This window comes from Pseudorhodoferax sp. LjRoot39 (genome assembly GCF_964253035.1).
Taxonomy (GTDB): Bacteria; Pseudomonadota; Gammaproteobacteria; order Burkholderiales; family Burkholderiaceae_C; genus Pseudorhodoferax.
The window spans coordinates 5,459,531-5,483,156 of sequence record NZ_CAXUQL020000001.1 but is presented as its reverse complement, the minus strand read 5'-3'; the positions used below and the strand labels follow the sequence as shown (position 1 = coordinate 5,483,156).

Below are 23,626 nucleotides of genomic sequence, written 5' to 3'. Positions count from 1 at the left end.
AACATGCACCCGATCGACCACCACCGCCGCCGCCTGCTCGTGGCAGGCGGCGCGGCACTTCTGGCGGCCTGCCAGCCCGCCACACCCACATTCAACGGCATCGACATGTCAGGCACTGACCACGGCCGCGACTTCAAGCTGCAGGACCCCGACGGCCGCACACGCACGCTGGCGGATTTCCAGGGCCAGGCCGTGCTGCTGTTCTTCGGTTTCACGCAGTGCCCCGACGTCTGCCCGACTGCGCTGGCCCGCGCGGCCCAGGCCAAGGCGCTGCTGGGCACGCAGGGCGGGCGGCTGCAGGTCATCTTCGTCACGGTGGACCCCGAGCGCGACACGCCGCCGGTGCTGAAGGCCTACACCGGGGCCTTCGACGCGAGCTTCCTGGGCCTGTATGGTTCGCTCGACGAGACCGCAGAACTCGCGCGGAATTTCAAGGCGTACTACAAGAAGGTGCCGACCGGCTCCTCCTACACCATGGACCACACGGCGCTGAGCTATGTCTACGATCCCGCCGGCAAGCTGCGCCTCATCCTGAAGCACGACCAGAGCGCCGAGCAGGTCGCGCAGGACCTGCGCCGGCTGCTGGCCTGACACCCATCCTCCCTCCAACGAGAACCTTCCATGAACACCACACTTCGCATCCTCCTCGCCGCCACCACGCTCGCCGCCGGTGCCGCGCAGGCCCAGGTCACCGTGCAGGACGCCTGGGTGCGCGCCACCGTGCCGCAGCAAAAGGGGACCGGCGCCTTCATGCAGTTGCGCTCGGTCAAGGACGTGCGCCTGGTGTCGGCCAGCTCGCCCAGCGCGCCCATCGTCGAGGTGCACGAGATGGCGCTGCAGGACAACGTGATGCGCATGCGCCAGGTGCCCGCCCTGGAGCTTCCGGCCGGCAAGACCGTGGAGCTGCGCCCCGGTGGCTACCACGTGATGCTGATGGACCTGCCCGCGCAAGTGAAGGCCGGCGACACCGTGCCGCTGACGCTGGTGTTCGAAGGCAAGGACGGGCAGCGCGAGTCGGTTCAGGTGCAGGCGCCCGTGCGCGCGGTCAACGCCAGCGCCGCGCCGGCCGCGCAGCACAAGCACTGATTCCTGCAGGTCAGCCGCAGCGTCCGTGCTCGATGGGCCCGCGGCAGCGCTCCAGCGCCTGCGCGAAGTCCAGCGGCTTGTCCAGGTGGTAGCCCTGGGCGCAGTCCACGCCGAGCCGGGCCAGCGCCAACAGCTCGGCCTGGGTCTCCACGCCCTCGGCCACGACCAGCGAGCCGATCTCGTGCGCGAAGCTGGTCAGGCCCTTGGCCAGGGCCTTGCGCTTGGGGTCGGCGTCGATGCCGTGCGTGAGCTCCATGTCCAGCTTGATGATGTCGGGTTCCAGGCTCAGGATGTGGCGCATGCTGGAGTAGCCCGCGCCGGCGTCGTCCACGGCCAGGGTGACGCCCTCGGCGCGCAGCGGCTTGAGCGCCAGCGACAGCGCGGCGTAGTCGCGCACCACGGCGTGCTCGGTGATCTCCAGCACCACGCGCGAGAGGTCGTGGCCGGCATCGCGCAGGGCGAGCAGCTGGCCCGACAGGATCATCTCGGGCGAGCTGTTGATGTTCATGCAGGGGCCGACGGGCATGCGCTCCAGGTAGGCCAGTGCATTGCGGATGGCCTGCAGTTCCAGTTCCAGGCCCACGCCGGCATCGTGCGCGACGGTGAACCAGCGGTCGGGTGTGCGCCGCGGCTCGGTGTCGAAGCGCGACAGGCATTCGAAGCCATGCAGGTGCAGGTCGGGCAGGTGGTAGACCGGCTGGAACACGATGCGCGGTGCCCCCTGGGCCATGACGGCGCGCATCGCCGCCGCCGTGTACTCGCGCTCACGCTCGCGCCGGGCGGTGTTCTCGAAGTGCAGCGCGAGGAAATCGGCGCAGGCGCGCAACAGCTGCACGTCGCGCTCGTCCAGAGTGTCGTTGGTGTGGTAGCTGAAGCAGCACAGCGTGCCGTAGACATGCTGGTCCGGCAGCACGATGAGCACGCTCAGGTGCGAGCCGATGGGGACCTCCGAGGTGGCCGGCAAGGCGCGCGCCAAGGCGTTGCGCGAGGTGTCCGGAATGAACTCAGGCAACTCGCCGCGCACCACCTTGAGGCAGTAACCCTCGGTCAGCGGGATCGCCTGGCCCTGGTGCAGCGGGCCATGCGATTCGTCGTCCAGCAGTTCGAGCAGGCGGTCCTTTTCGCGAAAGCGCGACACGAACGCGACGTCCATGCCCAGGTAGCGGCGCACGATGCGCAGGATGGATTCGAGGCTGTCGGCGTCCTGCGGCCTGGGGGCTGGCTCGGCTGCCGTGCCTGCTGTGGCTTGCGCGTCTGCGGTCTGCATGCTGTCTTTTTCTGGACCGGCCCCGCGGGCAGAGCCCGCACCGAAGTGCCGGAGTTCATTGTTGGCACACGCCCTGCGGTGGTGCTATCGGCTTGTGCCGGTCCGTGCTGTAGGCCAGCAGGAATGTGGGGCAGTTCAGCCAGCCGGCGCTGCCTGTGCCTGCACCTGGCCACGCAGCCAGCGGCTGGCCGCGCTGGCATGGCTGCGCTCGTGCCACAGCTGGTAGAAGCGCATGGGCGGCAGTTCGGCCGGCGCGGGCGCCACCACCAGGGGCAGTCGCGCCGCGTAGTGGTCGGCGAAGCGGCGGGCGGTGGTGAACACCAGGTCGCTCTCCAGCAGCGCATAGGGCGCCAGGTTGAACTCGGGCACGGTGGCGACGATCTGGCGCTGGTAGCCGGTCTTGGCCAGTTCGCCATCGATGGGCCCGGTGCGCGGCTGCGATCCGGTGTGCGGCGCCAGGTGGCGCATGCGCAGGTAGCGCGCCAGCGGAATGCGGCGCTCCTGCGCGAGCGGGTGGCCGCGCCGCATCAGGCAGACGATCTCGTCGGAGAACAGCACGGCCATGCGCAGGTCTTCGCGCGGGCGCGGGTCGTTGTTGATGACCAGGTCCACGCTGCCGTCGTCCAGCGCCTGGGCCAGGTCGAAGGCCGCGTCAGCCGGCCGGATGTGGGCGGCGATGCGCGGGCCGGCGCTGGCCAGCCGGGCCACGATGCCGGGCAAAAAATCAGGCGGCAGGCAGTCCGAACACACGATGTGGAAGGCGCGCTCGGCCTTGGCCGGATCGAAGCTGCCGCCGGCCTCCAGCCGCGCGGCCTGGGCCATGATCTCGCGCAGAGGCTCGCGCAGCGTCTGGGCGCGCTCGGTCAGCACCATGCGCGTGCCGCTGCGCACCAGCAGCGGGTCGGCCAGCACCTCGCGCAGGCGCTGCAGCTTGCGGCTGACGGCTGGCTGGGCCTGGCCGCTGGCCTCGGCCACGCGCGTGATGCTGCGTTCGGCCAGCAGCAGAGACAGGAGGCGCAGGTCGTGCAGGTTCAGGGAATGCAGGCTGTCGCTCATGGGCGTGGCGGGTGGATGGAGCTGCCAGTCGCGCAGCCGGCCACCGCAGTGTAGGGGGCGCTCAGTCGCCACCCAGCACCGCCGCGCACACCTCGCGCACGCAGGCCCGCAGCCATCTGTGCGCAGGGTCGGCGTGTGCCTGAGGGTGCCACAGCAGCGCGATGGCCATGGGGGGCAGGGCCAGCGGCAGTGCCATGGTGTGCAGGCCGGCGCGCAGGCCGGTGGTGTGGCGCTCGGGCACGGTGGCCACGAGGCCGGCGGCGCGCACCAGGGCCAGCGCCGCGGAGAAGCTGTCGACCGTGGTGGCGATGTCGCGCGCAAGGCCGAGCGCACGCAGGGCTTCGTCCACCGGGCCGGCGGCTGCCGCTCGGCGCGCCACCTGCACGTGGCGGCAGGCCGCGTAACGCTCGGGCGTGGCCGGCTGCGCCGCCAGCGCATGGCCGGGCGCCACCACGCCGACGAAGCGCTCGCTGAACAGCGCCTGGGTGCGCACCTCGGGGCCGGCCGTGCCGTCGACCACGCCGGTGTCCAGGTCCACCGCGCCGCTGCGCAGCAGGGCGCTGTCCTTGTCGTGCTTGGCGATGAAGCGCAGGCGCACGCCGGGGGCCTCGGCTGCGATGCGCGCCAGCAGGGCCGGGCCGAAGGTTTCGACAAAGCCTTCGCGTGTGCGCAGCGTGAACTGGCGCTGCAGTTGCCGCAGGTCGGGCGCGGTGCCGGGGCGCAGCAGCGCCTCGCCCTCCTGCACCAGCGGACCGACGCGGGCGCGCAGTTCCAGTGCGCGCGGCGTGGGCACCAGGGCGCGGCCGGCGCGCACCAGCAGCGCGTCGCCGGTGGCGGCGCGCAGCCGGGCCAGCGTGCGGCTCATGGCCGAGGGGCTGAGCCGCAGGCGGCGCGCGGCGCCGGCCACGCTGCCTTCGGCGAGCAGCACGTCCAGCGTGACGAGCAGGTTGAGGTCGGGTCGTGGCACGCCGGGCACCTTAGCACGCAAGACATGGCGTGGCGTGCACGGGTGGCGTGCAGGCGGCGCGCCTTCCGCCGCGGCGCTGCGCCGCCTACGCTGCAGGCTCTCCTGGACTTCCTTGCCGACCACGCCATGCCCACCACCACGCTTGCTCCCGTCACTTCGCATTCGCGCTTTGCCCTGGCCGGCCTGGCCACCGCGATGCTGTTGTCCGCACTCGGCGCGGGCATCGCCAACGTCGGGCTGCCGGCGCTGGCGCAGGCCTTCGGCGCGCCGTTCCAGCAGGTGCAGTGGGTGGTGCTGGCTTACCTGCTGGCGGTCACCGCGCTGGTGCTGCCGGCCGGCCGGCTGGGCGACTGGTGGGGGCGGCGCAATGTGCTGCTGGGCGGCATCGCGCTGTTCGGCATGGCCAGCGGCCTCGGTGCGCTGGCGCCCACGCTGGGTTGGCTGGTGGCGGCGCGCGCGGTGCAGGGCGCGGGAGCGGCCTGCCTGATGGCGCTGACGCTGGCGCTGGTCGCGCAGGCCGCACCCAGGACGCGCGTGGGTAGCGCCATGGGTCTGCTGGGCACGGTGTCTGCGCTGGGCACCGCCCTGGGGCCGGCGCTGGGCGGGGTGCTGTTGGCAGGCTTCGGCTGGCGCGCACTGTTCTGGGCGCCATTGCCGCTGGCCGCCGTGGCGCTGGTGCTGGTGGGGCGGCTGCCGGTGGAGCGCGGCGCTGCGGTGCCGGCACGCCCGGCCAGCCTGGGCCCATGGCGCGGGGCGCCAGGGCTGGCGAGCGGGCTGGCCGTCAGCCTGCTCGTGTCCTGCGTGGTGATGGCCACGCTGGTGGTCGGGCCGTTCCACCTGGCCGGCGCGCTGGGGCTGGACGCCGCGCGCATCGGCCTGGCCATGGCCTGCGGCCCGCTGGTGGCGGCGCTGGTCGGGCTGCCGGCGGGCCGCCTGGTCGACCAATGGGGCGCGGGCCGCATGCTGCGCGCGGGCCTCGCGGCGATGGCCGCCGGTTGCTCCGTGCTGGCCTTGGCGCCGCTGGCCTGGGGTGTCCTGGGCTATGTGCTGCCGCTGGTGCTGATGACCGCCGGCTATGCGCTGGTGCAGGCGGCCAACAACACGGCCGTGATGGCCGGGGCCGCAGCCGAGCGCAGGGGCCAGGTGTCCGGCCTGCTGGGCCTGTCGCGCAACCTGGGGCTGGTGGCGGGGGCGTCGTTGATGGGCGCCGTGTTCCTGCTCGGCTCCGGGGTGGCCGATCCGGCCGTCGCCTCGCCGCAGGCGGTGGCGGCGGGCACGCGGGCGGCGTTCGCACTGGCCACGCTGCTGGCGCTGGCGGCGGGGTTCGTCAGCCGTGCAGCGACGACAGGAACTGCTTGAGCTCGGGCGTCTGCGGGTTGGCGAACAGCTCGTTCGGCGGCCCCATCTCGTGCACGCGGCCCTGGTGCATGAAGATCAGCCGGTCGCTGACCTTGCGCGCGAAGTTCATCTCGTGCGTGACCATGAGCAGCGTCATGCCTTCCTCGGCCAGGCTCTCGACCACGCGCAGCACCTCGCCGACGAGTTCGGGGTCGAGCGCGCTGGTGATCTCGTCGCACAGCAGCACGGCCGGCTCCATGGCCAGCGCACGCGCGATCGCCACGCGCTGCTGCTGGCCGCCCGAGAGCTGGTCGGGCCAGGCGTCGAACTTCTCGGCCAGGCCCACGCGGGCCAGCAGCTTTTTGGCCTGCTCGGCACCAGCCGCGGCGTCCTTCTTCTTGACGAGTGCGGGCGCCAGCATCACGTTCTTGCCGACGGTCAGGTGCGGGAACAGGTTGAAGCTCTGGAAGATCATGCCCACGCGCTGGCGCAGCGTGCGCATGGCGTTGGCGTCGTCGTGCAGAAGCGGCTTGCCGTCCACCGTGAGGCTGCCGTGCTGGAACACCTCCAGCCCGTTGATGCAGCGCAGCAGCGTGCTCTTGCCCGAGCCGCTCTTGCCGATGATGGCGATGACCTCGCCGGGTTGGACCTGCAGGTCGATGCCCTTCAGGACCTCGTTGGCCCCGTAGGACTTGCGCAGGCCGCTGATCTCGACGATGGGGGCGGCCTTGGCCTCAGGCAGGGCGGACATGGAGTTTCCTCTCTAAGGTTTTGGCGTACAGGCTGATCGGGAAGCACAGCACGAAGTACAGCAGCGCCACGCAGCTGTAGACCACGAAGGGCTTGAAGGTGGCGTTGGTGATCATGGTGCCGGCCTTGGTGAGTTCGATGAAGCCGATCACCGAGGCCAGGGCCGTGCCCTTGACCACCTGCACGAGAAAGCCCACGGTAGGCGGCACGGCGATCTTCACGGCCTGCGGCAGCACCACATGGCGCAGCTTCTCGCCGAAGCTCAATGCCAGGCTGTCGGCGGCCTCCCACTGGCCCTTGGGGATGGCGGCCACGCAGCCGCGCCAGATCTCCGTGAGGAAGGCACTGGTGTACAGCGTGAGCGCCACCGAGGCCGCCACCCAGGCCGAGGTCTGGATGCCGAACAGCGCGATGCCGAAGTAAGCGAGGAACAGCTGCATGAGCAGCGGCGTGCCCTGGAACAGCTGCACGTAGCCGCCGACGATGGCGTCCATGCCGCGCCGGCCCGACAGGCGCGCGACCAGCAGGCCGAGGCCCACGAGGCCGCCGCCGACGAAGGCGATCAGCGAGAGCACGACGGTCCAGCGCAGCGCGAGCAGCAGGTTGCGCAGGATGTCCCAGAGGGTGAAGTCGACCATGGGGCTACCTTCCGTAGATGAAGCGAGGACCGGCCCAGTTCAGCAGCTTGCGCAGCGCCATGGCCAGCAGCAGGTACAGCAGCGTGGCGACGATGAAGGCCTCGAACGCGCGGAAGTTGCGGCTTTGGATCAGGTTGGCCGCGTAGCTCAGCTCCGGCGTGGAGATCTGGCCGCACACGGCCGAGCCCAGCATCACGATGATGGTCTGGCTGACCAGGGCCGGCCAGACCTTCTTGAGCGCGGGCGGCAGCACCACCCGCGTGAAGGTCTGCATGCGGCTGAGTGCCAGGCTGGCGGCGGCCTCGATCTGGCCCCGGGGCGTGGCGTCGATGCCGGCGCGGATGATCTCGGTGGCGTAGGCCGACAGGTTCACCACCATGGCGATGACCGAGGCGGTCTCGGCATTGAGCTTCACGCCCGCGGCCGGCAGGCCGAAGTAGATGAAGAACAGCTGCACGATGAAGGGCGTGTTGCGGATCAGCTCCACATAGGTGCCGACCACCCACTTGAGCCAGGGCGCGCCGTGCGAGCGCACCCAGGCGAACACCACGCCCAGCGCCACGCCCAGCAGCGCGGAGATGGCCGTCAGGCCGATGGTCCAGAGCAGCCCGGTGGCCAGCAGCGGCCACTGGGACAGCACGGCCCCGAAGTCGAGTTCGATGCGCATGGCGGGCTGCTCGGCCGCGCCTTACTGGGGCAGGTCGCCGGCCGGGCGGCCGAGCCACTTCTGGGCCAGCTTGTCCAGGTCGCCCGAGGCCTTTGCCGCGACCAGGATCTCGTTGACTTTCAGGCGCAGCTTGTCCTCGCCCTTGGCCACGCCGATGAAGTTGGGCGAGTCCTTGAGCAGCAGCTTGTACTCGGTGCCCAGCTGCGGGTTCTTGGCCATCATGTTGCCTGCTACCGAGGCGCCCGTGGCGATCAGCTGCACCTGGCCCGCGACGAAGGAGGAGACCGTGGCGTTGTTGTCCTCGAAGCGCTTGATGTCGGCGCCGGCCGGGGCCAGCTTGGTCAGTTCCTGGTCTTCGATCGCGCCGCGCGTGACGCCCACGCTCTTGCCGGCCAGGTCGGCGAAGCTCTTGATGGCCATGGTCTTGGGCGCGAACACGGCCTGGAAGAAGGGCGAGTACGCAGCCGTGAAGTCGATCACCTTCTCGCGCTCGGGGTTCTTGCCCAGCGTGGAGATCACCAGCTCGGCCTTGCCGCTCTGCAGGTAGGGAATGCGGTTGGCGCTGGTCACGGGCGTCAGCTCCACTTTGACGCCGAGCTTGTCGGCGATGTAGCGCGCGGTGTCGATGTCCAGGCCCTGGGGCGCCATGTCGGTGCCGACGAAGCCGTAGGGCGGGAAGTCGGTCGGGATGGCGATGGTGATCTTCTTGGACGCCATCACCTTGTCCAGTGCGTTCTGGGCATGGGCGCCGACGGCCAGGCTGGCGAGCAGGGCGGCCGAAGTGGCAAGGGCGAGGCGGCGGGTCAGGTGCTTCATAGCAGGGCTCCGAGGTAGGTGGATGGTTCGTCCGGGCCGTCGCCCGATGCTGGTGCATCGGCGCGGGCGGACCGGCGTGGCGGGGTTCTTGTACGCAAGACTTGTGCCGCAGGTCCGTCGACCGGCGCCAGTGCATCACGCAGCCGGGCCAGCGGGTCGTTCTCCACGGGCAGGCGCAGGGCATCGTGCACGGCGCCGATGTGCTGGTGCATCAGGGCCTCGGCCGCGGCGAAGTCGCCGCGCTCCAGCGCCGCGACGATCTGCACATGGTCCTCGCAGGAAGCCTCGGCGTTGTTCGGGGACTGGTAGAGCATGGCGATCAGCGTGGTGCGGGCCGTGTAGTCGCGCAGCGTGTCGGCCAGCAGCGAATTGCCCAGGCATTCGGCCAGGCAGACATGGAAGTCGCCGAGCAGGAAGCTGCGCGCGCCCACGTCGGTGCCGGCCAGCGCGGCCTTCTCGCGGGCCAGGTGGGTCTTGAGCTTTTTCAGTGCGGGTTTGTGCACCGTCTTGAGGCTGCGGATCAGGCCGGTCTCGATCACGCGGCGGGCCTCGAAGGCTTCGCGCGCATCGTCTTCCGAGGGTTCGATCACATACCAGCCGCGCCGCGCGCTGACCGTGACGATGCCGCGCGCCGCCAGCCGCGTGAGCGCCTCGCGCACCACCGTGCGGCTGCAGTCGAACAGCATGGCCAGCTGCTGCTCGCCGAGCCGGGCGCCGGGCGCGAGCTTCTGCGCCATGACGGCCTGGACGATGCGTTCGCTGATCTCGGATGCGGTGCTGGGCATGCAGATGTCTCAGCAGGAAGCGTGCCTGCTGGTATGCAAGATCGATGCACCAGACTGAAGCGCGAATCGCCGAGGCACGACGTCGGATGGCATGCCACTGATCCAGTGGCCGCGGAGCAGGCCATGCCAGCAGACGCCGCGGAACTGGCTCTGCCAGGCCGCTGGCGGCGCCCCCTTGGGGGGTATGGAGCTTCTACACGAAGCGAGAAGTTCAAACGGGGGAGCTCCTATCTCACGGGCAAGGCGTAGTGCAGCCCGCCCTTGTTCCACAGGCTGTTGAGCCCGCGCGGCAAGGCGAGCGGCGTGTTGCGGCCCAGGTTGCGCTCGAAGATCTCGCCGTAGTTGCCGGTGGTGCGGATCGCGCGCGCGAGCCAGTCGCGCTCCAGGCCCAGCAGCTTGCCCAGGTCGTCGCCGGTGCCCACGATGCGCTGCACGGCCGGCTCCTGGCTGCTGGTGCGCAGCTGCTCCAGGTTGGCCTGGGTCACGCCGTACTCCTCGGCCTCGATGAGGCCGTAGATGACCCAGCGCACGATGGCGGTCCATTCGGCGTCGCCGCGCCGGACCAGGGGCCCCAGCGGCTCCTTGGCGATGATCTCGGGCAGCAGCACATGCAGGTCGGGCGCGGTCACCAGGCGCGCGCGCAGCGAGGCCAGCTGCGACATGTCGCCGCTGTAGGCATCGCAGCGGCCGGCGAAGTAGGCGGCGTTGACCTCGTCGAACTCCTCGAAGGCCAGCGTCTTGAGCTCCAGCCGGTGGTTGCGCGAGTACTCGGCCAGGTTGCGCACCGTGGTGGTGGCCTGCTGCACGCAGACGGTCTTGTCCTTGAGCTGGCGCGCCGAGCGGATGCGGCTTTTGGCCGGCACCATGAAGCCCTGGGTGTCGTAGAAGGCCACGGCCGTCATGTGCAGGCCCATGGACGCGTCGCGCGCGAGCGTGATGGTGGTGTTGCGCGACAGCATGTCGATCTCGCCGGCCTGCAGCGCCGTGAAGCGCCGGGCGTTGGACAGCGGCACGTAGCGCACCTTCTCGCCGTCGCCCAGCACGGCCGCCGCGACGGCGCGGCACATGTCCACGTCCAGCCCCTGCCAGCGGCCGTCGCCGGCCTGGGCCGACAGGCCCAGCAGCGCGTTGCTGCTGACGCCGCAGACCAGCTGCCCGCGGGCACGCACCGCGTCCAGCGTGGCCCCGGCCAGCGCGGCGGTGCTCCAACAGGCGCTGGCCAGCAAGCACAGGACGAGACGGCGCAGCAGGTGCGCGGGACGTGCGTGGCGTGTGGACGGCACAGGCATGGTGGTGTCCTCGGTGACGGGAAGCTCAGCGCACCGGCAGCGCGTACTGCAGCCCCCCTTTGTTCCACAGGTTGTTGATGCCGCGCGGCAGCCCGACTGCCGTCCTCGGGCCCAGGTTGCGCTCGAAGATCTCGCCGTAGTTGCCGGTGGCGCGCACGGCACGTGCCAGCCATTCGCGGTCCAGGCCCAGCAGCTTGCCCGTGTCTTCGCCCGCACCGACCACGCGCAGCACGGAGGGATCGGTGCTGCGCCTGAGCACCTCGACCGTGGCCGCCGTGATGCCCAGTTCCTCGGCCTCGATCAGGCCGTAGAGCACCCAGCGCACGATGCTGGCCCAGTCGTCGTCACCGCGGCGCACCAGCGGCCCCAGCGGCTCCTTGGCGATCACCTCGGGCAGGATCACGTGGTCGGCCGGCTTGGCTGCAGACTTCACGCGCAGCGAGGCCAGCTGCGAGGCGTCGCTGGTGTAGGCGTCGCACTTGCCGGCGAAGTAGGCGGCGTTGGCGTCTTCCAGCCGGTCGAACGCCAGCTGGCGGATGTTGAGCCGGTGCACGCGCGCGAACTCGGTGAGGCTGTGGATGGTGGTGGAGCCCTGCTGCACGCAGACGGACTTGTTCTTGAGTTCCAGCGCCGAACGGATCTTGCTGCCGGCCGGCACCATGAAGCCCTGGCCGTCGTAGAAGGCGATGGCCGTCATCTGCAGTCCCATCGACGCATCGCGCGCCAGCGTGACCGTGGTGTTGCGCGACAGCAGGTCGATCGCGCCGCTCTGCAGCGCCACGAAGCGCTGCGGCGCCGACAGGCCCACGTACTGCACCTTCTCTGCGTCGCCCAGCACCGCGGCGGCCACGGCACGGCAGATGTCCACGTCGAAACCCTGCCAGCGGCCCTGCGCATCGGGTGCGGCGAAACCCGGCAGCATGGTGTTGACGCCGCACACCAGCTGGCCGCGGGCGCGCACGGCGTCCAGCGTGGGGCCCGCACTGCAGGGGCCGGCCACGGCCAACGCCAGCAGCAGCGCCCCGCGCCGCAGCAGGACGGTGGGCGGGTACAGGCTGCGGGGCATGCCGGCGCTTCAACGGATCGGCAGCGCGTACTGCAGGCCGCCGTGGTTCCACAGCGCGTTGAGGCCGCGCGGCAGGCCCAGCGGCGAATCGGCGCCGACGTTGCGGGCGAAGATCTCGCCGTAGTTGCCGGTGGCACGCAATGCGTTGAGCAGCCAGTCGCGTTCCAGGCCGATCATCTTGCCGGTGTCGCCGCTGCGCCCCAGCATGCGCTGCACCTCGGCGTTCGGGTTGCTGGCGGCCTGCTGGACCACGTTGGCGCGCGTGAGGCCATGCTCCTCGGCCGCGATCAGGCCCCGGACGACCCAGCTGACGATGCTGGCCCATTCTTCGTCGCCGCGCCGCACCAGCGGGCCCAGCGGCTCCTTGGAGATCAGCTCGGGCAGGATGACGTGGTCGGCCGGCAGCGGCGTCTGCGTGCGCCGGACCACGGCCAGGCTGGTGGCGTCGGCCGAGATGGCTGCGCAGCGCCGGGCCATGTAAGCCTCGATGGCTTCCTTGAAGCGGGCGAAGCGCAGCAGCCTGAAGTCCATCTTCTGGGCGTTGGAGTATTCCTGCAGCGTCTGCTCGGAACTGCCCGTGGTCGTCACGCAGATCGGCTTGCCGCGCAGCTGGCGCGTGGTGCGCAGCTTGCTGGCCGTGGGCACCAGGAAGCCCTGGCCGTCGTAGTAGGTGACCACCGTGGCCTGCGCGCCCATGCTGGTGTCGCGCGACATGGTGACGCTGACGGCGAAGGCGAGGATGTCGAAACGCCCCTCGCGCAGGGCCGGCAACCGTTCGTCGACCTGCAGGTGCACGAACTTCACCTTGTCGCCGCTGCCCAGCACGGCGGCTGCCACGGCGCGGCAGATGTCCACGTCCATGCCCTCCCAGCTGCCGGGCGCGGTGCCGGGGTGCGAGAAGCCCAGCATGCCAGGGCTGATGCCGCACAGCACGGCATCGCGCGCGCGCACAGCCTCCAGCGTGGGGCCGGCCTGTGCGGCGCCAGGCAGCAGCGCCAGCATGCCCAGCGCCATGGCCACGCGACGCCACCAGGCCGTGGCCGACTTCGTGTGCATCGCGGTCATATGGCCTGCCGCGGCATTCTTGAGGTGCGCATATCTTGTGCCAATCCTTTCGGGAATTTGGTATTGGGCGCTGGCAAATAGTAGCGCAGCACGGTGCATGCGGTGCGAGAACCTGGGGTGGCCTGCATGCCGGCGTCGTGCGTGGCGGGCTCCTAGAATGGCCAGCTCCCGCCGCACGTCACGACCCGCATGAACGCTCCCGAAGCTTCCCGCGCCCGCCTGCCCATGCTGCCGCCCCGGCTGGGCCAGGCCGCGGGCCCCTTGCTGGTCATCGTGCTGGTGCTGGCGCTGGCGGTGTTGGCGATCGCCACCGACCATGCGCGCAGCCGCGAGCGTGCCCTGGTGGGAACCCAGAACCTCGCGCGGCTGATCGAGGCGCAGCTCTCCAACAACTTCGACAAGATCGACGTCTACCTGCAACTGGTGGCATCGCGCCATGGGGCGCTGCTGCAGGGCGGCGCCGCGGGCGGGGGCACGGCGCTGCAGGTGCAGCCGCGCCTGGCGCGGGTCGACCTGGAAGACGTGGCCATCGCCGATGCCGACGGCGCCGTGCGGCTGCACACCATGGCCTTGCCCGCGTCCATGGCGCAGGTCGGCACGCAGGCGTTCTTCCGGCGTGCGGTGGCCGAACCGCGCGGCGCGATGGTGGTGGTGGTCGCGCCGGTGCAGGACGGGCCGGCCGGCACGCAGGACGGTGTGTCCCGCGTCGTGTTCGCCAGGGCGGTGCGCGATGCCGGCGGCGCGCTGCGCGGCGTCGTGTTCGCCGGCATGTCCGGCGCCCAGTTCGACCAGCTGTTCGACGGGGTCGATTTCGGCGCGCATGGCGCCGCCTCGCTGCGCACCGAGGATCTGCAGGCCGTGCACTACCACCCGGCGGCGCAGGGCGTGCCCGTCGGCGTATCGGACGGTTTGCGCCAGGCCGTTGGCCTGGCGCCGGCAGAAGGCTCGTACGAGGCCGCGGGAACCGTGGACGGCCACCAGCGCCTGAACGCCTACCGGCGCCTGCGCGACCATCCGTTCTATGTGGTGGTGGGGCAATCCATGCAGGACGCCATGGCCGGCTGGCGTGCCAACACGCTGATGGTGGCGGCGCTGGCGGGCCTGACGATCGTGCTCACGCTGTGGGCCTGGTTGGTGCAGGTGCGCTCGTCGCGCCGCCAGCTGCGCGCGTTGCACAACCGCTTCGAGGCCATCGTGGAAAGCTCGTCGGATGCCATCGTCAGCAAGACCCTGCAGGGGCGCATCACCACCTGGAACCGCGGTGCTGAGCAGATGTTCGGCTACACCGAAGCCGAGATGCTGGGCCATTCGGCCGAGCGGCTGGCGCCGGCGGGTCGGCGCGCCGAGGACGCCATGCTGATCGCGCGGGTGCAGCGCGGCGAGAGCCTGCAGGCCTACGAGACCCAGCGCCTGTGCAAGGACGGCACGGTGATCGATCTGTCGATGGCGGTCTCGCCCGTGCTCGACGCGCGTGGGCGCATCGCCGGCATCTCGGTCATCGCGCGGGACATCAGCCGGCGCAAGGTCATGGAAGCGGAGATCCGCGCCATGGCCTTCAACGACCCGCTCACGCGGCTGCCGAACCGGCGCCTGCTGATGGACCGGCTGCGCCAGGCCCAGCTGTCCAGCAGCCGCCAGCGCAGCTATTTCGGCGTGCTGTTCATCGACCTGGATGGCTTCAAGCGCGTCAACGACAGCTTCGGCCACGAGGTCGGCGACCAGCTGCTGATCGAGATCGGCCGTCGGCTGCAGGCCGCGGTGCGCCAGCACGACACCGTGTCGCGGCTGGGCGGTGACGAGTTCGTGGTGCTGCTCGAAGAGCTTGGCGTGGACGAGAAGACGGCGGCCGACCATGTCAACACCGTGGCCGACAAGATCCTCGATGCGATCGAGCGCAACGACCAGCTGCGCGGCGAGACGCACCGCTGCTCGGCCAGCATCGGCATCCGCCTGCTGGTGGGCAGCCAGGAGAGCCCGGAGCAGGTGCTGATGGACGCCGACGCCGCGATGTACAGCGTCAAGCGCCAGCGCCGCGCGCTCAAGACCTTTGCCTTCGAATGAACAGGGAGAACACCATGGCGCACGAACACCACCACCATGACCACGACGAACAGGCCCGCTGGAAGCACGACGGCGTGCGCGTGGTGCCCGGCAACCAGCTGGACGGCAACACCGCGCAGACGCCCGGCATGGACCGCAAGGCCGCGATCAACTTCGCGCGCGTGGGCGCCAGCAAGCTGTGGGCCGGCACCGTGACCATCCACGCCAATGCCAAGACCGGCGCCCACCACCACGGCCACCTGGAGAGCGTGATCTACGTGGTGCGCGGCCGCGCGCGGATGCGCTGGGGCGAGCAGCTCGAATTCACCGCCGAAGCCGGACCCGGCGACTTCATCTACGTGCCGCCCTATGTGCCGCACCAGGAGATCAACGCCAGCGCCACCGAGGCGCTGGAGTGCGTGCTGTGCCGCAGCGACGGCGAGGCGGTGGCCGTGAACCTGGACATCGCGCCCGTGGAGCAGCCCGACACCGTACTGTGGGTCGACCCCACGCACCCGCACGGCGGGGTGTGAGCGCACGGCCCGATCAGCCCCGCTAATGGCGGATGCGATCGCCGCCGCGGCGTGCCGCAGCGCAGCAATCGCTTCCACAATCCCGCCACACGAATGCAGCGGGAGGGTGTATGAAAGTGGTGGTCTTGGGCAGTGGCGTGATCGGCACGACGGCGGCCTTCTATCTGGCGCGCGAGGGGCACGAGGTCACGGTCGTCGACCGCCAGCCGGCACCGGCCATGGAGACCAGCTTCGCCAATGCGGGCGAGGTCTCGCCGGGCTACTCCGCGCCCTGGGCCGGCCCGGGCGTGCCGGTCAAGGCCATCAAGTGGCTGCTGATGCACCACAGCCCGCTCGTGATCCAGCCGCTGCTGAGCCCGGCCATGTGGCGCTGGGGCGCGTCCATGCTGCGCAACTGCACGGCCGAGCGCTACCGCATCAACAAGGCGCGCATGGTGCGCGTGGCCGAGTACAGCCGCGACTGCCTGCAGGCGCTGCGCGCCGAGACCGGCATCGCCTACGACGAGCGCAGCCAGGGCACCCTGCAGCTGTTCCGCGAACAGAAGCAGCTCGACGGCACGGCCGGCGACATCGAGGTGCTGAAGCAATACGGCGTGCCCTACGAGGTGCTGGACATGGACGGCTGCGTGCGCCACGAGCCCGCGCTGCAGGCCGTGCGCCAGAAGTTCGTGGGCGGCATGCGCCTGCCCGGCGACGAGACCGGCGACTGCTTCCTGTTCACCCAGCGCCTGGCCCAACTGGCCGAGGGGATGGGCGTGCAGTTCCGCTACGGCGTGAAGATCCAGGCTGTGGAGCAGGCCGGCGGCGACATCACGGGTGTGCGCACCGACGCAGGCCTCATCCAGGCCGACCGCTACCTCGTGGCGCTCGGCAGCTACTCGCCGCTGTTGCTGCAGCCCCTGGGCCTGCACCTGCCGGTCTACCCGGTCAAGGGCTACTCGCTGACGCTGCCGATCACCGACGCCAAGGGCGCGCCCGAATCCACGGTCATGGACGAGACGCACAAGGTGGCCGTCACGCGCCTGGGCGACCGCATCCGCGTGGGCGGCACGGCCGAGCTGGGCGGCTTCGACCTGAGCCTGAAACCCGAGCGCCGGCGCACGCTGGACCATGTGGTCAGCGACCTGTTCCCCAGGGGCGGTGACTTATCACAAGCCAAGTTCTGGTGCGGCCTGCGGCCCATGACGCCGGACGGCACGCCCATCCTGGGGCCCACGCGCTACCCCAGGCTGTGGCTGTCCACGGGCCACGGCACGCTGGGCTGGACGATGGCGGCCGGCACCGGCCGCCTCATGGCCGACTGGCTGGCGGGCCGCAAGCCGGCGATCGACACCGAAGGCCTGAGCCTGGCGCGCTATTGAGCTACTGAGCGGAGGCGTCGCCGCTGGTGGTGTGCACCACACCGCCTTCGGCCTGCGCCGCCTTGAAGCGCATCAAGAGCGCGTGCAGCATCTCGGTCGACAGGCCGTGGATGACCAGCCGGTGCCCCGCGCGCAGTGTGGACAGCGGCACCAGCGGGTGCTTGTTGTTGACCAGCACCAGATGCTCGGGCGCGGCCAGCAGCGTCGCGCAGTAGATGCCGATGGTCTCGTCCAGCTGCAGCGAGTTGGCCGCGCGCCAGAAGTCGTTGTCGGTCAGCAGCAGCTGGTAGAGCGGCGTGAACAGCTCGATGGCGCTCTGCAGGTCCAGGAAGTTCAGCCGGCCGCGCGGCATGTCCTCGAGCTGCAGGCCCGGGTCGCGCAGCATCGTGAGGTCCAGATGCGCGGGTTTGCGCAGCTCCAGGCCCTGGTCGCGCAGCGCCTGGTTCAGCCGGATCACGAAGTTGAACAGGTTCAGGTCGTGCTTCAAGAACAGGTCGTCGCGCAGCGCGTCGATGTCGGCCGGCTCCAGCGGGCTCGTGGGCACCGGCGCGGGCGAGTTGCGCCCGATGAAGGCCAGCACCTGCGAGCCCAGGTGGAAGTGCCGCAGGATCAGCCAGTTCGCCTCGGGTGACACGAAGCGCTTGAGCCCCCAGACCAGCAGCCCGTGCAGCGCGCCCGAGTGCGACCAATTGCGCGGGAAGAACACCTTGAGCACCTGCAGCAGCACGATGAAGGTGCGCGCCAGCGGCCGCAGGAAGGGCAGCAGGTACTGGCGCGAGGCCGAGCTGGAGTCGGCCAGCCAGGCTGTCTTCACGGGGTCGGGCAGGGGTGTGCTCTGGTCCAGCCACAGAGCCAGCCAGGGGCTGGGATCGCGGTCGTCGTGGGCACGGGCCAGGAAGTCGGGCAGGGGCTTCTTGCTCATGGCGAAGGGCGCCCTTCGGTGACGTGCTGGAACTGCATGAGGTACAGCGCTGCCGTGTGGCGCGCGGTGGCGACGATCTGCTGCGCGGCGCGGCCGCTTTCGTCCAGCGCCATGACCATTTCGACCGCCATGAGCCAGCGCGCGAGGTGGTTCTCGTCGTTGTGGCCGTGGTATTCGAGGAAACGGAACGTCTCGGGCGGCAGCGGCAGGCTGGCTCTCAGCAGGGGCAGCAGGGCCGGCACGATGCGCTGGCCCGTGCCCTCGATGATGTAGATCGCGCCGAGCAGGCCGAAGGGGTCGGGCGTGGCGGCCAGGCGGTGCAGGTAGGCGTTGAGCGCCTCGCCGCCCGGGTTGCGGCGCAGCGCGGCGATGTCGGCCACCGTGCCGCCGGCCTTGCGGTAGTCGTCGAACAGGATCTGGAAGTCGTTCTGTTCCTCGCCAGCGTGCACGCCGATCAGCGCGGCCAGGCCCTGGTAGGGCGCGCTGAGCGAGGCCGCCCCCTCGCGCATCCACAGGCTGCCTTCGCGCACCTGCGGCACCCAGTGTTCCATCCAGTTCAGGTAGTCGGGCACTTTGATGCGGCGCTCGCGGATCTGCCGCACGAGCGGCGTGCGCCAGACCTCGGAACGGTAGCCGTGCCAGATGGCGGCCAGCTCGGTCAGCAGCTCGCGCAGCGGCGCGGGGGCGGTGGCCGGGTCGTGCGGCGGCGCGATGGCGGTCTCGTCCGGCGCGGCCACGCGCGCGGCCGGGCGTGCCGGGACGGGCGCATCGGCGTCCTGGACCTCCAGCAGCATGTAGGCCGCCATGAAGCGGCCCGACTCGGGCACGTAGCAGAACAGCTGCTGGCCGGCCTTGAGTTCGCGCGTCTGCAGGAACTCGGCCAGCATCACGAGGATGGAGGCCGCGCCCGTGTTGCCGCGCCAGGCCAGGTTGCTGTACCAGCGCTCGCGCGGGATCGCCAGGCCCGCCTTGTCCATGAGGTCCTCGACCACGGGGATGAACTTCTCCGACGAGTAGTGGCACAGGAAGTGGTCGACCTTGGACGGATCGAGCCAGCCGCCGTGCACGAGCTGTGCGTACTCGTGGATGCCGATGTCGAACAGGTGCGGCAGCAGCCGGATGTCCTGGCGCAGCGACAGCGCGCCGGCCGCCTCGGCCTCGGTCCAGGAGTCGAAGTCCAGGTGGCCGCGCGCGCGGTCTTCGGTCAGGCCCAGCTGCATGCAGACCGGGTAGTCGCCCGAGAACGCGCGCTGGTGGATCCACTTGAGCTGCAAGCGCAGGCCGGGCGCCTGGGGCAGGGCGGCGGTGCTGCCCGAGAGCAGCAGCGCGCCGGCGCCGTCGGACAGCATCCAGCGCAGGAAGTGCGCGTCGAAGTCGATGTCGTAGCCGCGCGCCGCGAAGCGCGAGCGCTTGAACAGCCGCGAGGGCATCTCCGCCGCCACGGCCAGCGCGGCACGGTGCGCGCCCAGCTGCACGCCCTGCGCGGCGGCCTGGATGGCCGACACGCCGGCCGCGCAGATGCCGTGCACCGACAGCGTCTCCATGGGCGGCGCGGCGAGTTCGCCCTGCACCATGTTGGCAAAGCCCGGCATCAGCGTGTCGCCGCCCGAGCTGCCGGTGGCCAGCAGCGAGACGTCGGAAAGCAGGCGGCCTGCGCGCTGCAGGCAGTCGCGCACGGCATGGGCTGCCATCTCGGCGTTGCTGAAGACGGTGCGGCCTTCGGTGTCGATCGCGTAGTAGCGCTGCTGGATGCCGTTCTCGGCCAGGATGCGGCGCTGGATGCGCGAGGACATCCGGTTCAACGGCGCGATGTAGGCGTCCATCTGCGCATTGGCCACCGGCTCGCCGGGCATGAAGTAGCCGGCGCTCTGGACGAAGACACGGTCGAAGGTGACGGGCATGTTCTGGGTCAGTTGTTGTTGGCCAGCATCAGCGAGCGGCTGCGGTAGCGCGGCAGCAGGCTGCCGAGCACGAAGACGCGCAGCATATAGGGCACGAGCCCGCCTTCGTTGAGGGCCGGGTGCACCCGCGCGCGGTAGTGCGCATGGTGCAGGCCGCGCAGGGCCGACCAGTGCGCATGCGGGTGTTCGTGGTGGGCCGTGTGCAGGCCGATGTTGAACAGCAGCGGATTCAGCCAGCCCTCGAAGTTGCGCGCGTAGTTGAGCTGCCCGGCTGGCTGGCGACCGCCTGCGCTGCCGTCGGCATGGGCGTGCTGCAGGTAGTTGGTGGCCAGCAGCCAGTGCAGGCCGTGCAGCTGCGGCACGATCACGAACAGCAGCGCTTTCTTCCAGTCCAGCGCCAGCAGCAGCGCCCAGGAGCCCAGCCACACCGCGTACTGCGCCATGCAGTAGCGGAAGGCGCCTGGCTGGTGGCGGTGGAGTCTGGCCAGCCAGCGCAGGAACAGCGGGTACAGCACCCAGGCCGCCTGCAGCGGATGCAGCAGATAGCCCAGCAGGTGGTTGGTGTCGCCGCCGAAGCGGTAGGTGCGCGCCACGTCCTCGGGGCCGTGCCGGTGGCGGTGGTGGTTGGCCACATGGGCGGGCCAGAACACGAAGCTCGGATGGCCTTGCAGCAGCGTGATCCAGAGGTCGGTGGCGCGGTTGGTGCGGCGCCCGCGCCACATGCGCAGGTGGGTGTGGTTGTGGTGGATCACGCCGATGCCCAGCGTGAGGAACAGCATCAGCGCGTAGAGCAGCAGGTGGAAACCATGGATCCATTGCCAGGCGGCCAGCGCCGGCAGCGCCGCCAGGTAGAGCAGGCTCTGCCAGTCGCTGCGGTGGCGCAGGCGCGGGAGCCGGTCAGCCCTGCGCACGCCGGGCCTGCCTGCGCCGCCAGGCGGCGATCTGCGGATCGGCGGCATCGGCAGGAAGCCGCGTGCCGAACAAGCGATCCATGAACGTGAACTGGAAGCCGTAGTTGCCCGCATGCGCTGCATGGTGCAGGTGGTGGCGCCGGCTGGCCGCGAACCAGTGGCCGTAGGGCACCTTGGTGAAGAAGTCGTAGTTGGCGTGGCCGATGTTGTTGAGCACGAGGCTGAACACCGGCACCGAGGCCAGTGCCCAGAAGCTGAAGTCGTGCAGCACCATGGGCAGCAGGATCACGTTGCCCAGCATGGCCGCCTCCACCGGGTGGAAGCTGTAGGTGGACCAGGGCGTGCTGACCATGGAGCGGTGGTGCGGGCCGTGGAAGCGCTTGAGCCAGCGCGTGTGCAGCAGGCGGTGGTTGATCCAGAAGTGGATGTCGTTCCAGACCACGAGCACCAGGATCTCCAGCGCGATGCGCCAGCCGCTGGGGTCGACCGCGAAGCGGGCCCAGCCCAGCTGCAACAGGCCCCAGGGAAAGACCATGCCCAGGCCGAAGACCAGCACCGAGCCGCCCGACTGCAGCAGTTCGCGCCGCAGCTGCTCGGACGTGACCGGCCGCGGGTCGAGCACGCGGCCAATGCCCAGCGCCGGCAGCAGGCGGCGCGTGAGCAGCCAGTTCAGCGCGCCGAAGACGAGGTAGATGCCGCCGAAGAACAGCAGGCCCCAGGCCATCACGGCCGGCATCGAGAGGGATTGGAAGGCTTGGCCCATGGTTGCGGGCCGAAGGATAGCCCAGCGCCATCCCCTCCCGCGCTCAGAGCGTGCCCAGCACCTCGTCCAGCCGCTCGACCAGCAGGTCGGCATGCTCGCGCTGGAACACCAGCGGCGGGCGGATCTTCAGCACGTTGGCGTCGGGCCCGGTCGCGCTCAGCAGCACCTGGCGCCGGCGCAGGCCGTTGACGACCTTGGCCGCCTCGGCCGTCGCCGGCGCGCGGGTGGCGCGGTCGCTCACGAGTTCCAGGCCCGCGAACAGGCCGGCACCGCGCGCCTCGCCCACGATGGCATGGTGCTGGCCCAGCGCGGCCAGCTTCTCGCGCAGGTAATTGCCCACGTTGAGCGCATTGCGCTGCAGGTCGTTCTGCTGGATCACGTCGAGCACGGCCGAGGCCGCAGCCATCGAGACCGGGTTGCCGCCGAAGGTGTTGAAGTAGCGGCTGGCCTGGCCGAAGGCTTTCATGACCTCGGGGCGTACCGTGAGGCCCGCGACCGGGTGGCCGTTGCCCATGGGCTTGCCCATGGTCACCATGTCGGGCACCACGCCGTGGCGCTCAAAGCCCCAGAAGGCCTCGCCCGTGCGGCCGAAACCGGGCTGCACCTCGTCGGCGATGAACACGCCGCCGGCCGCGTGGATGGCTTCCACGGCTTCGCGCAGGAAGCCGGCCGGGGCCGTGAACACGCCGTCGCTGGAGAACACGGTGTCCACGAGCAGGGCAGCGGGCTTGAGGCCATGGGCTTGCAGGTCGGCGATGGCGGCGCGCACGCCGTCGGCGAAACGCTTGCCGGTCTCGGCATCGCCGCTGAACCTTGCTTGGGGCGCATCGACCAGCCGCACGTTGTCGCCGATGCGCACGTACTGGCCCAGCGAAGGCGAGGCGCAGGCAATGGCCGAAGTCACGCCGTGGTAGGCGAAGCGCGTCACGATGAGGCCGGTGCCGCCCGTGTGGGCCGTGGCGATGCGCATGGCCAGGTCGTTGGCCTCGCTGCCCGTGCAGGTGAAGGTGGCGTGGCCGAGTTCGGCCGGCATGGTGGCCAGCAGGCGCTCGGCGTAGTCGAGGATGCCCTCGTGCAGGTAGCGCGTGTGCGTGTTGAGCACGGAGGCCTGGCGCGCGATGGCTTCGACCACCTCGGGCCGCGCATGGCCCAGCGGCACCACGTTGTTGTAGGCGTCCAGCCAGGGCGTGCCCTTCTGGTCGTAGAGCCACACGCCTTCGCCGCGCACGGGGTGGAAGGGCTCTTCGTAGAACAGCCGGTAGGCCGGGCCCAGCAGGCGCGCACGGCGGGCCAGCAGGTCGGCGGTGGAGGTCTCAGGCATGGGTGGTCTCCAGTGTGCGGCAGGTGGCGTGGATGGCGTCCTGCACCTGTTCGGGCGTCAGGTCGGCGCAGGCCTGCAGGCGGGCCCACGACACGGCGTTGTTGCGCATGAGGTAGGGCGCGTTCTCGGGCTGGCGGGCTGCGCGCCAGCCGCTGATGGCCACCACCATGGACAGGCGTGCGCGCACGAGGTCGAGCAGCGCCATGGTTTCTGCGTCGGTCAAGGGCGAGACCGCGTGGTAGTCGGCCGCGAACTGCGCGATGGTGGCCAGCGCATCGCCCTGCTCGTCGATGTGGTACGAGGCCGCGACGGCCAGGTCGTCCACGAGCGGCGCGTGCACCATGTCGCCGAAGTCCAGGATGCCGGAGACACGGGCAGCATCGGCCGGGTCGACCAGCAGGTTGTAGAGGTTGAAGTCGTTGTGGATGGGCTGGCGGCGCAGCTCGGCCAGCTTGGGCTTGGTGCGCTGCTCGAAACCGGCCAGCGCGGCCTCGGCCAATGCGCGGCGGGCCGGGTCGGCCACATGCACGAGCAACGGGCGCACGCGGTCGGCGCGCTGGATGTCCCAGGGCAGCTCGCGCGCGGCGGCCGGATGCTCCAGGCCGGCCAGCGCACGGTCGAGCCGGGCCAGCATGCGGGCCACGCTGCTGCGCTGCGCGGCCGAGCGCGGCGCCTGCGGCATCGGCAGGCCTTCGAGGTAGCTGAACACGCGGGCCACGCGCGTGCGGCCTTCAGCATCCTGGATCTGCGCTGAGGGTGCGCCGTGCCGATCCGGCAGCAGGCGCTGCACGGGCAGGCCGGGGTCGGTGCGCGCGACATACAGCAGCGCCTGGGTCTGGAAGTCCGCCACGAGCGGGTCTTCGTCCGGGTGCGAGAGCTTGAGCATGCAGCGCGCGCCGCCGCCGGCCGGCTCCAGCAGGAAGTTGGCATCGCGCTCGCCCGTGAGCGGCTTGAGCTGGCCCTGCATGCCGTACAGGCGTTGCAGCAGGTCGGCCGCCCAGTCGGTGGCGACCGGGGCCGGCGGGGCGGTCAGCACGGCGGCCTCGGGCAAGGCCGCGCGGATCGCGGCGTCCAGGTCTTCCAT

The 23,626-nt window shown here is 70.6% G+C and carries 23 protein-coding genes; 6 read left to right on the top strand and 17 right to left on the bottom strand.

Going from position 1 to position 23,626, the window contains the following annotated elements; all coding sequences use genetic code 11:
* The first annotated feature begins 3 nt into the window (after positions 1–3).
* A complete protein-coding gene (locus ACSQ4M_RS25535) occupies positions 4–591 on the top strand; it encodes an SCO family protein (RefSeq protein WP_436192197.1) in 588 nt (195 codons plus the stop codon).
* 30 nt (positions 592–621) lie between these two features.
* A complete protein-coding gene (locus ACSQ4M_RS25530; RefSeq protein WP_436192196.1) occupies positions 622–1,086 on the top strand; it encodes a copper chaperone PCu(A)C in 465 nt (154 codons plus the stop codon).
* 10 nt (positions 1,087–1,096) lie between these two features.
* On the opposite strand, the gene ACSQ4M_RS25525 is transcribed toward ACSQ4M_RS25530, so the two are convergent.
* The 3 genes from ACSQ4M_RS25525 to ACSQ4M_RS25515 all read right to left on the bottom strand — a co-directional run bounded on the left by ACSQ4M_RS25525 (position 1,097) and on the right by ACSQ4M_RS25515 (position 4,376).
* A complete protein-coding gene (locus tag ACSQ4M_RS25525; protein WP_436192195.1) occupies positions 1,097–2,353 on the bottom strand; it encodes a sensor domain-containing phosphodiesterase in 1,257 nt (418 codons plus the stop codon).
* A gap of 135 nt (positions 2,354–2,488) precedes the next feature.
* Entirely contained in the window at positions 2,489–3,409 is a 921-nt protein-coding gene (locus tag ACSQ4M_RS25520; RefSeq protein ID WP_436192194.1) for a LysR family transcriptional regulator, read from the bottom strand.
* Between the two features lie 61 nt (positions 3,410–3,470).
* On the bottom strand, positions 3,471–4,376 hold the full coding sequence (locus ACSQ4M_RS25515) for a LysR family transcriptional regulator (protein WP_436192193.1): 906 nt from the start codon (positions 4,374–4,376) through the stop codon (positions 3,471–3,473).
* A 126-nt stretch (positions 4,377–4,502) separates the two neighbouring features.
* Here ACSQ4M_RS25515 and ACSQ4M_RS25510 point away from each other — a divergent pair, with 126 nt between their 5' ends.
* Complete coding sequence (locus tag ACSQ4M_RS25510) at positions 4,503–5,735, top strand: MFS transporter (protein ID WP_436192192.1); 1,233 nt, start codon at positions 4,503–4,505, stop codon at positions 5,733–5,735.
* Here ACSQ4M_RS25510 and ACSQ4M_RS25505 read toward each other — a convergent pair.
* The 8 genes from ACSQ4M_RS25505 to ACSQ4M_RS25470 form a co-directional block, all read right to left on the bottom strand.
* Positions 5,704–6,465 (bottom strand): amino acid ABC transporter ATP-binding protein, encoded by a 762-nt coding sequence (locus tag ACSQ4M_RS25505; RefSeq protein ID WP_436192191.1) that lies wholly within the window; start codon positions 6,463–6,465, stop codon positions 5,704–5,706. The two genes, ACSQ4M_RS25510 and ACSQ4M_RS25505, sit on opposite strands and share 32 nt — an antisense overlap.
* Complete coding sequence (locus ACSQ4M_RS25500) at positions 6,449–7,102, bottom strand: amino acid ABC transporter permease (RefSeq protein ID WP_436192190.1); 654 nt, start codon at positions 7,100–7,102, stop codon at positions 6,449–6,451. The genes ACSQ4M_RS25505 and ACSQ4M_RS25500 overlap by 17 nt, the downstream gene beginning before the upstream one ends.
* Before the next feature lie 4 nt (positions 7,103–7,106).
* Positions 7,107–7,769 carry an amino acid ABC transporter permease gene (locus tag ACSQ4M_RS25495; RefSeq protein WP_436192189.1) on the bottom strand — a complete coding sequence of 221 codons (663 nt, stop codon included), beginning with the start codon at positions 7,767–7,769 and terminating at the stop codon, positions 7,107–7,109.
* A 21-nt stretch (positions 7,770–7,790) separates the two neighbouring features.
* Entirely contained in the window at positions 7,791–8,585 is a 795-nt protein-coding gene (locus tag ACSQ4M_RS25490) for a transporter substrate-binding domain-containing protein (RefSeq protein WP_436192188.1), read from the bottom strand.
* Entirely contained in the window at positions 8,582–9,370 is a 789-nt protein-coding gene (locus tag ACSQ4M_RS25485; protein ID WP_436192187.1) for a GntR family transcriptional regulator, read from the bottom strand. The genes ACSQ4M_RS25490 and ACSQ4M_RS25485 overlap by 4 nt, the downstream gene beginning before the upstream one ends.
* Before the next feature lie 227 nt (positions 9,371–9,597).
* Positions 9,598–10,659 carry an amino acid ABC transporter substrate-binding protein gene (locus ACSQ4M_RS25480; RefSeq protein ID WP_436192186.1) on the bottom strand — a complete coding sequence of 354 codons (1,062 nt, stop codon included), beginning with the start codon at positions 10,657–10,659 and terminating at the stop codon, positions 9,598–9,600.
* Positions 10,660–10,684: 25 nt separating this feature from the next.
* A complete protein-coding gene (locus tag ACSQ4M_RS25475; protein WP_436192185.1) occupies positions 10,685–11,725 on the bottom strand; it encodes an amino acid ABC transporter substrate-binding protein in 1,041 nt (346 codons plus the stop codon).
* 9 nt (positions 11,726–11,734) lie between these two features.
* A complete protein-coding gene (locus ACSQ4M_RS25470; protein ID WP_436192184.1) occupies positions 11,735–12,781 on the bottom strand; it encodes an amino acid ABC transporter substrate-binding protein in 1,047 nt (348 codons plus the stop codon).
* 198 nt (positions 12,782–12,979) lie between these two features.
* Here ACSQ4M_RS25470 and ACSQ4M_RS25465 point away from each other — a divergent pair, with 198 nt between their 5' ends.
* From ACSQ4M_RS25465 to ACSQ4M_RS25455, 3 genes are all read left to right on the top strand, one after another.
* Positions 12,980–14,851 carry a diguanylate cyclase domain-containing protein gene (locus ACSQ4M_RS25465; RefSeq protein ID WP_436192183.1) on the top strand — a complete coding sequence of 624 codons (1,872 nt, stop codon included), beginning with the start codon at positions 12,980–12,982 and terminating at the stop codon, positions 14,849–14,851.
* Positions 14,852–14,865: 14 nt separating this feature from the next.
* Positions 14,866–15,363 (top strand): cupin domain-containing protein, encoded by a 498-nt coding sequence (locus tag ACSQ4M_RS25460; RefSeq protein WP_436192182.1) that lies wholly within the window; start codon positions 14,866–14,868, stop codon positions 15,361–15,363.
* Positions 15,364–15,473: 110 nt separating this feature from the next.
* The gene (locus ACSQ4M_RS25455; protein WP_436192181.1) at positions 15,474–16,724 is read left to right on the top strand and encodes a D-amino acid dehydrogenase; all 1,251 of its coding nucleotides are present in this window, start codon (positions 15,474–15,476) and stop codon (positions 16,722–16,724) included.
* A 1-nt stretch (position 16,725) separates the two neighbouring features.
* Here the strand turns inward: ACSQ4M_RS25455 and ACSQ4M_RS25450 are convergent, their stop codons facing one another.
* From ACSQ4M_RS25450 to ACSQ4M_RS25425, 6 genes are read right to left on the bottom strand one after another with little or no spacing between them, the layout of a single operon-like run.
* Complete coding sequence (locus tag ACSQ4M_RS25450) at positions 16,726–17,646, bottom strand: DUF6999 family protein (RefSeq protein ID WP_436192180.1); 921 nt, start codon at positions 17,644–17,646, stop codon at positions 16,726–16,728.
* Positions 17,643–19,547, bottom strand: a complete 1,905-nt coding sequence (locus ACSQ4M_RS25445) for an iron-containing redox enzyme family protein (protein WP_436192179.1) — start codon at positions 19,545–19,547, stop codon at positions 17,643–17,645. Before ACSQ4M_RS25445 ends, ACSQ4M_RS25450 begins: the two co-directional genes overlap by 4 nt.
* An 8-nt stretch (positions 19,548–19,555) precedes the next feature.
* On the bottom strand, positions 19,556–20,506 hold the full coding sequence (locus ACSQ4M_RS25440; protein WP_436192178.1) for a fatty acid desaturase: 951 nt from the start codon (positions 20,504–20,506) through the stop codon (positions 19,556–19,558).
* Positions 20,445–21,221, bottom strand: a complete 777-nt coding sequence (locus ACSQ4M_RS25435; RefSeq protein ID WP_436192177.1) for a sterol desaturase family protein — start codon at positions 21,219–21,221, stop codon at positions 20,445–20,447. The genes ACSQ4M_RS25440 and ACSQ4M_RS25435 overlap by 62 nt, the downstream gene beginning before the upstream one ends.
* Before the next feature lie 43 nt (positions 21,222–21,264).
* A complete protein-coding gene (locus tag ACSQ4M_RS25430) occupies positions 21,265–22,542 on the bottom strand; it encodes an aspartate aminotransferase family protein (protein ID WP_436192176.1) in 1,278 nt (425 codons plus the stop codon).
* Entirely contained in the window at positions 22,535–23,626 is a 1,092-nt protein-coding gene (locus ACSQ4M_RS25425) for a phosphotransferase (protein WP_436192175.1), read from the bottom strand. Before ACSQ4M_RS25425 ends, ACSQ4M_RS25430 begins: the two co-directional genes overlap by 8 nt.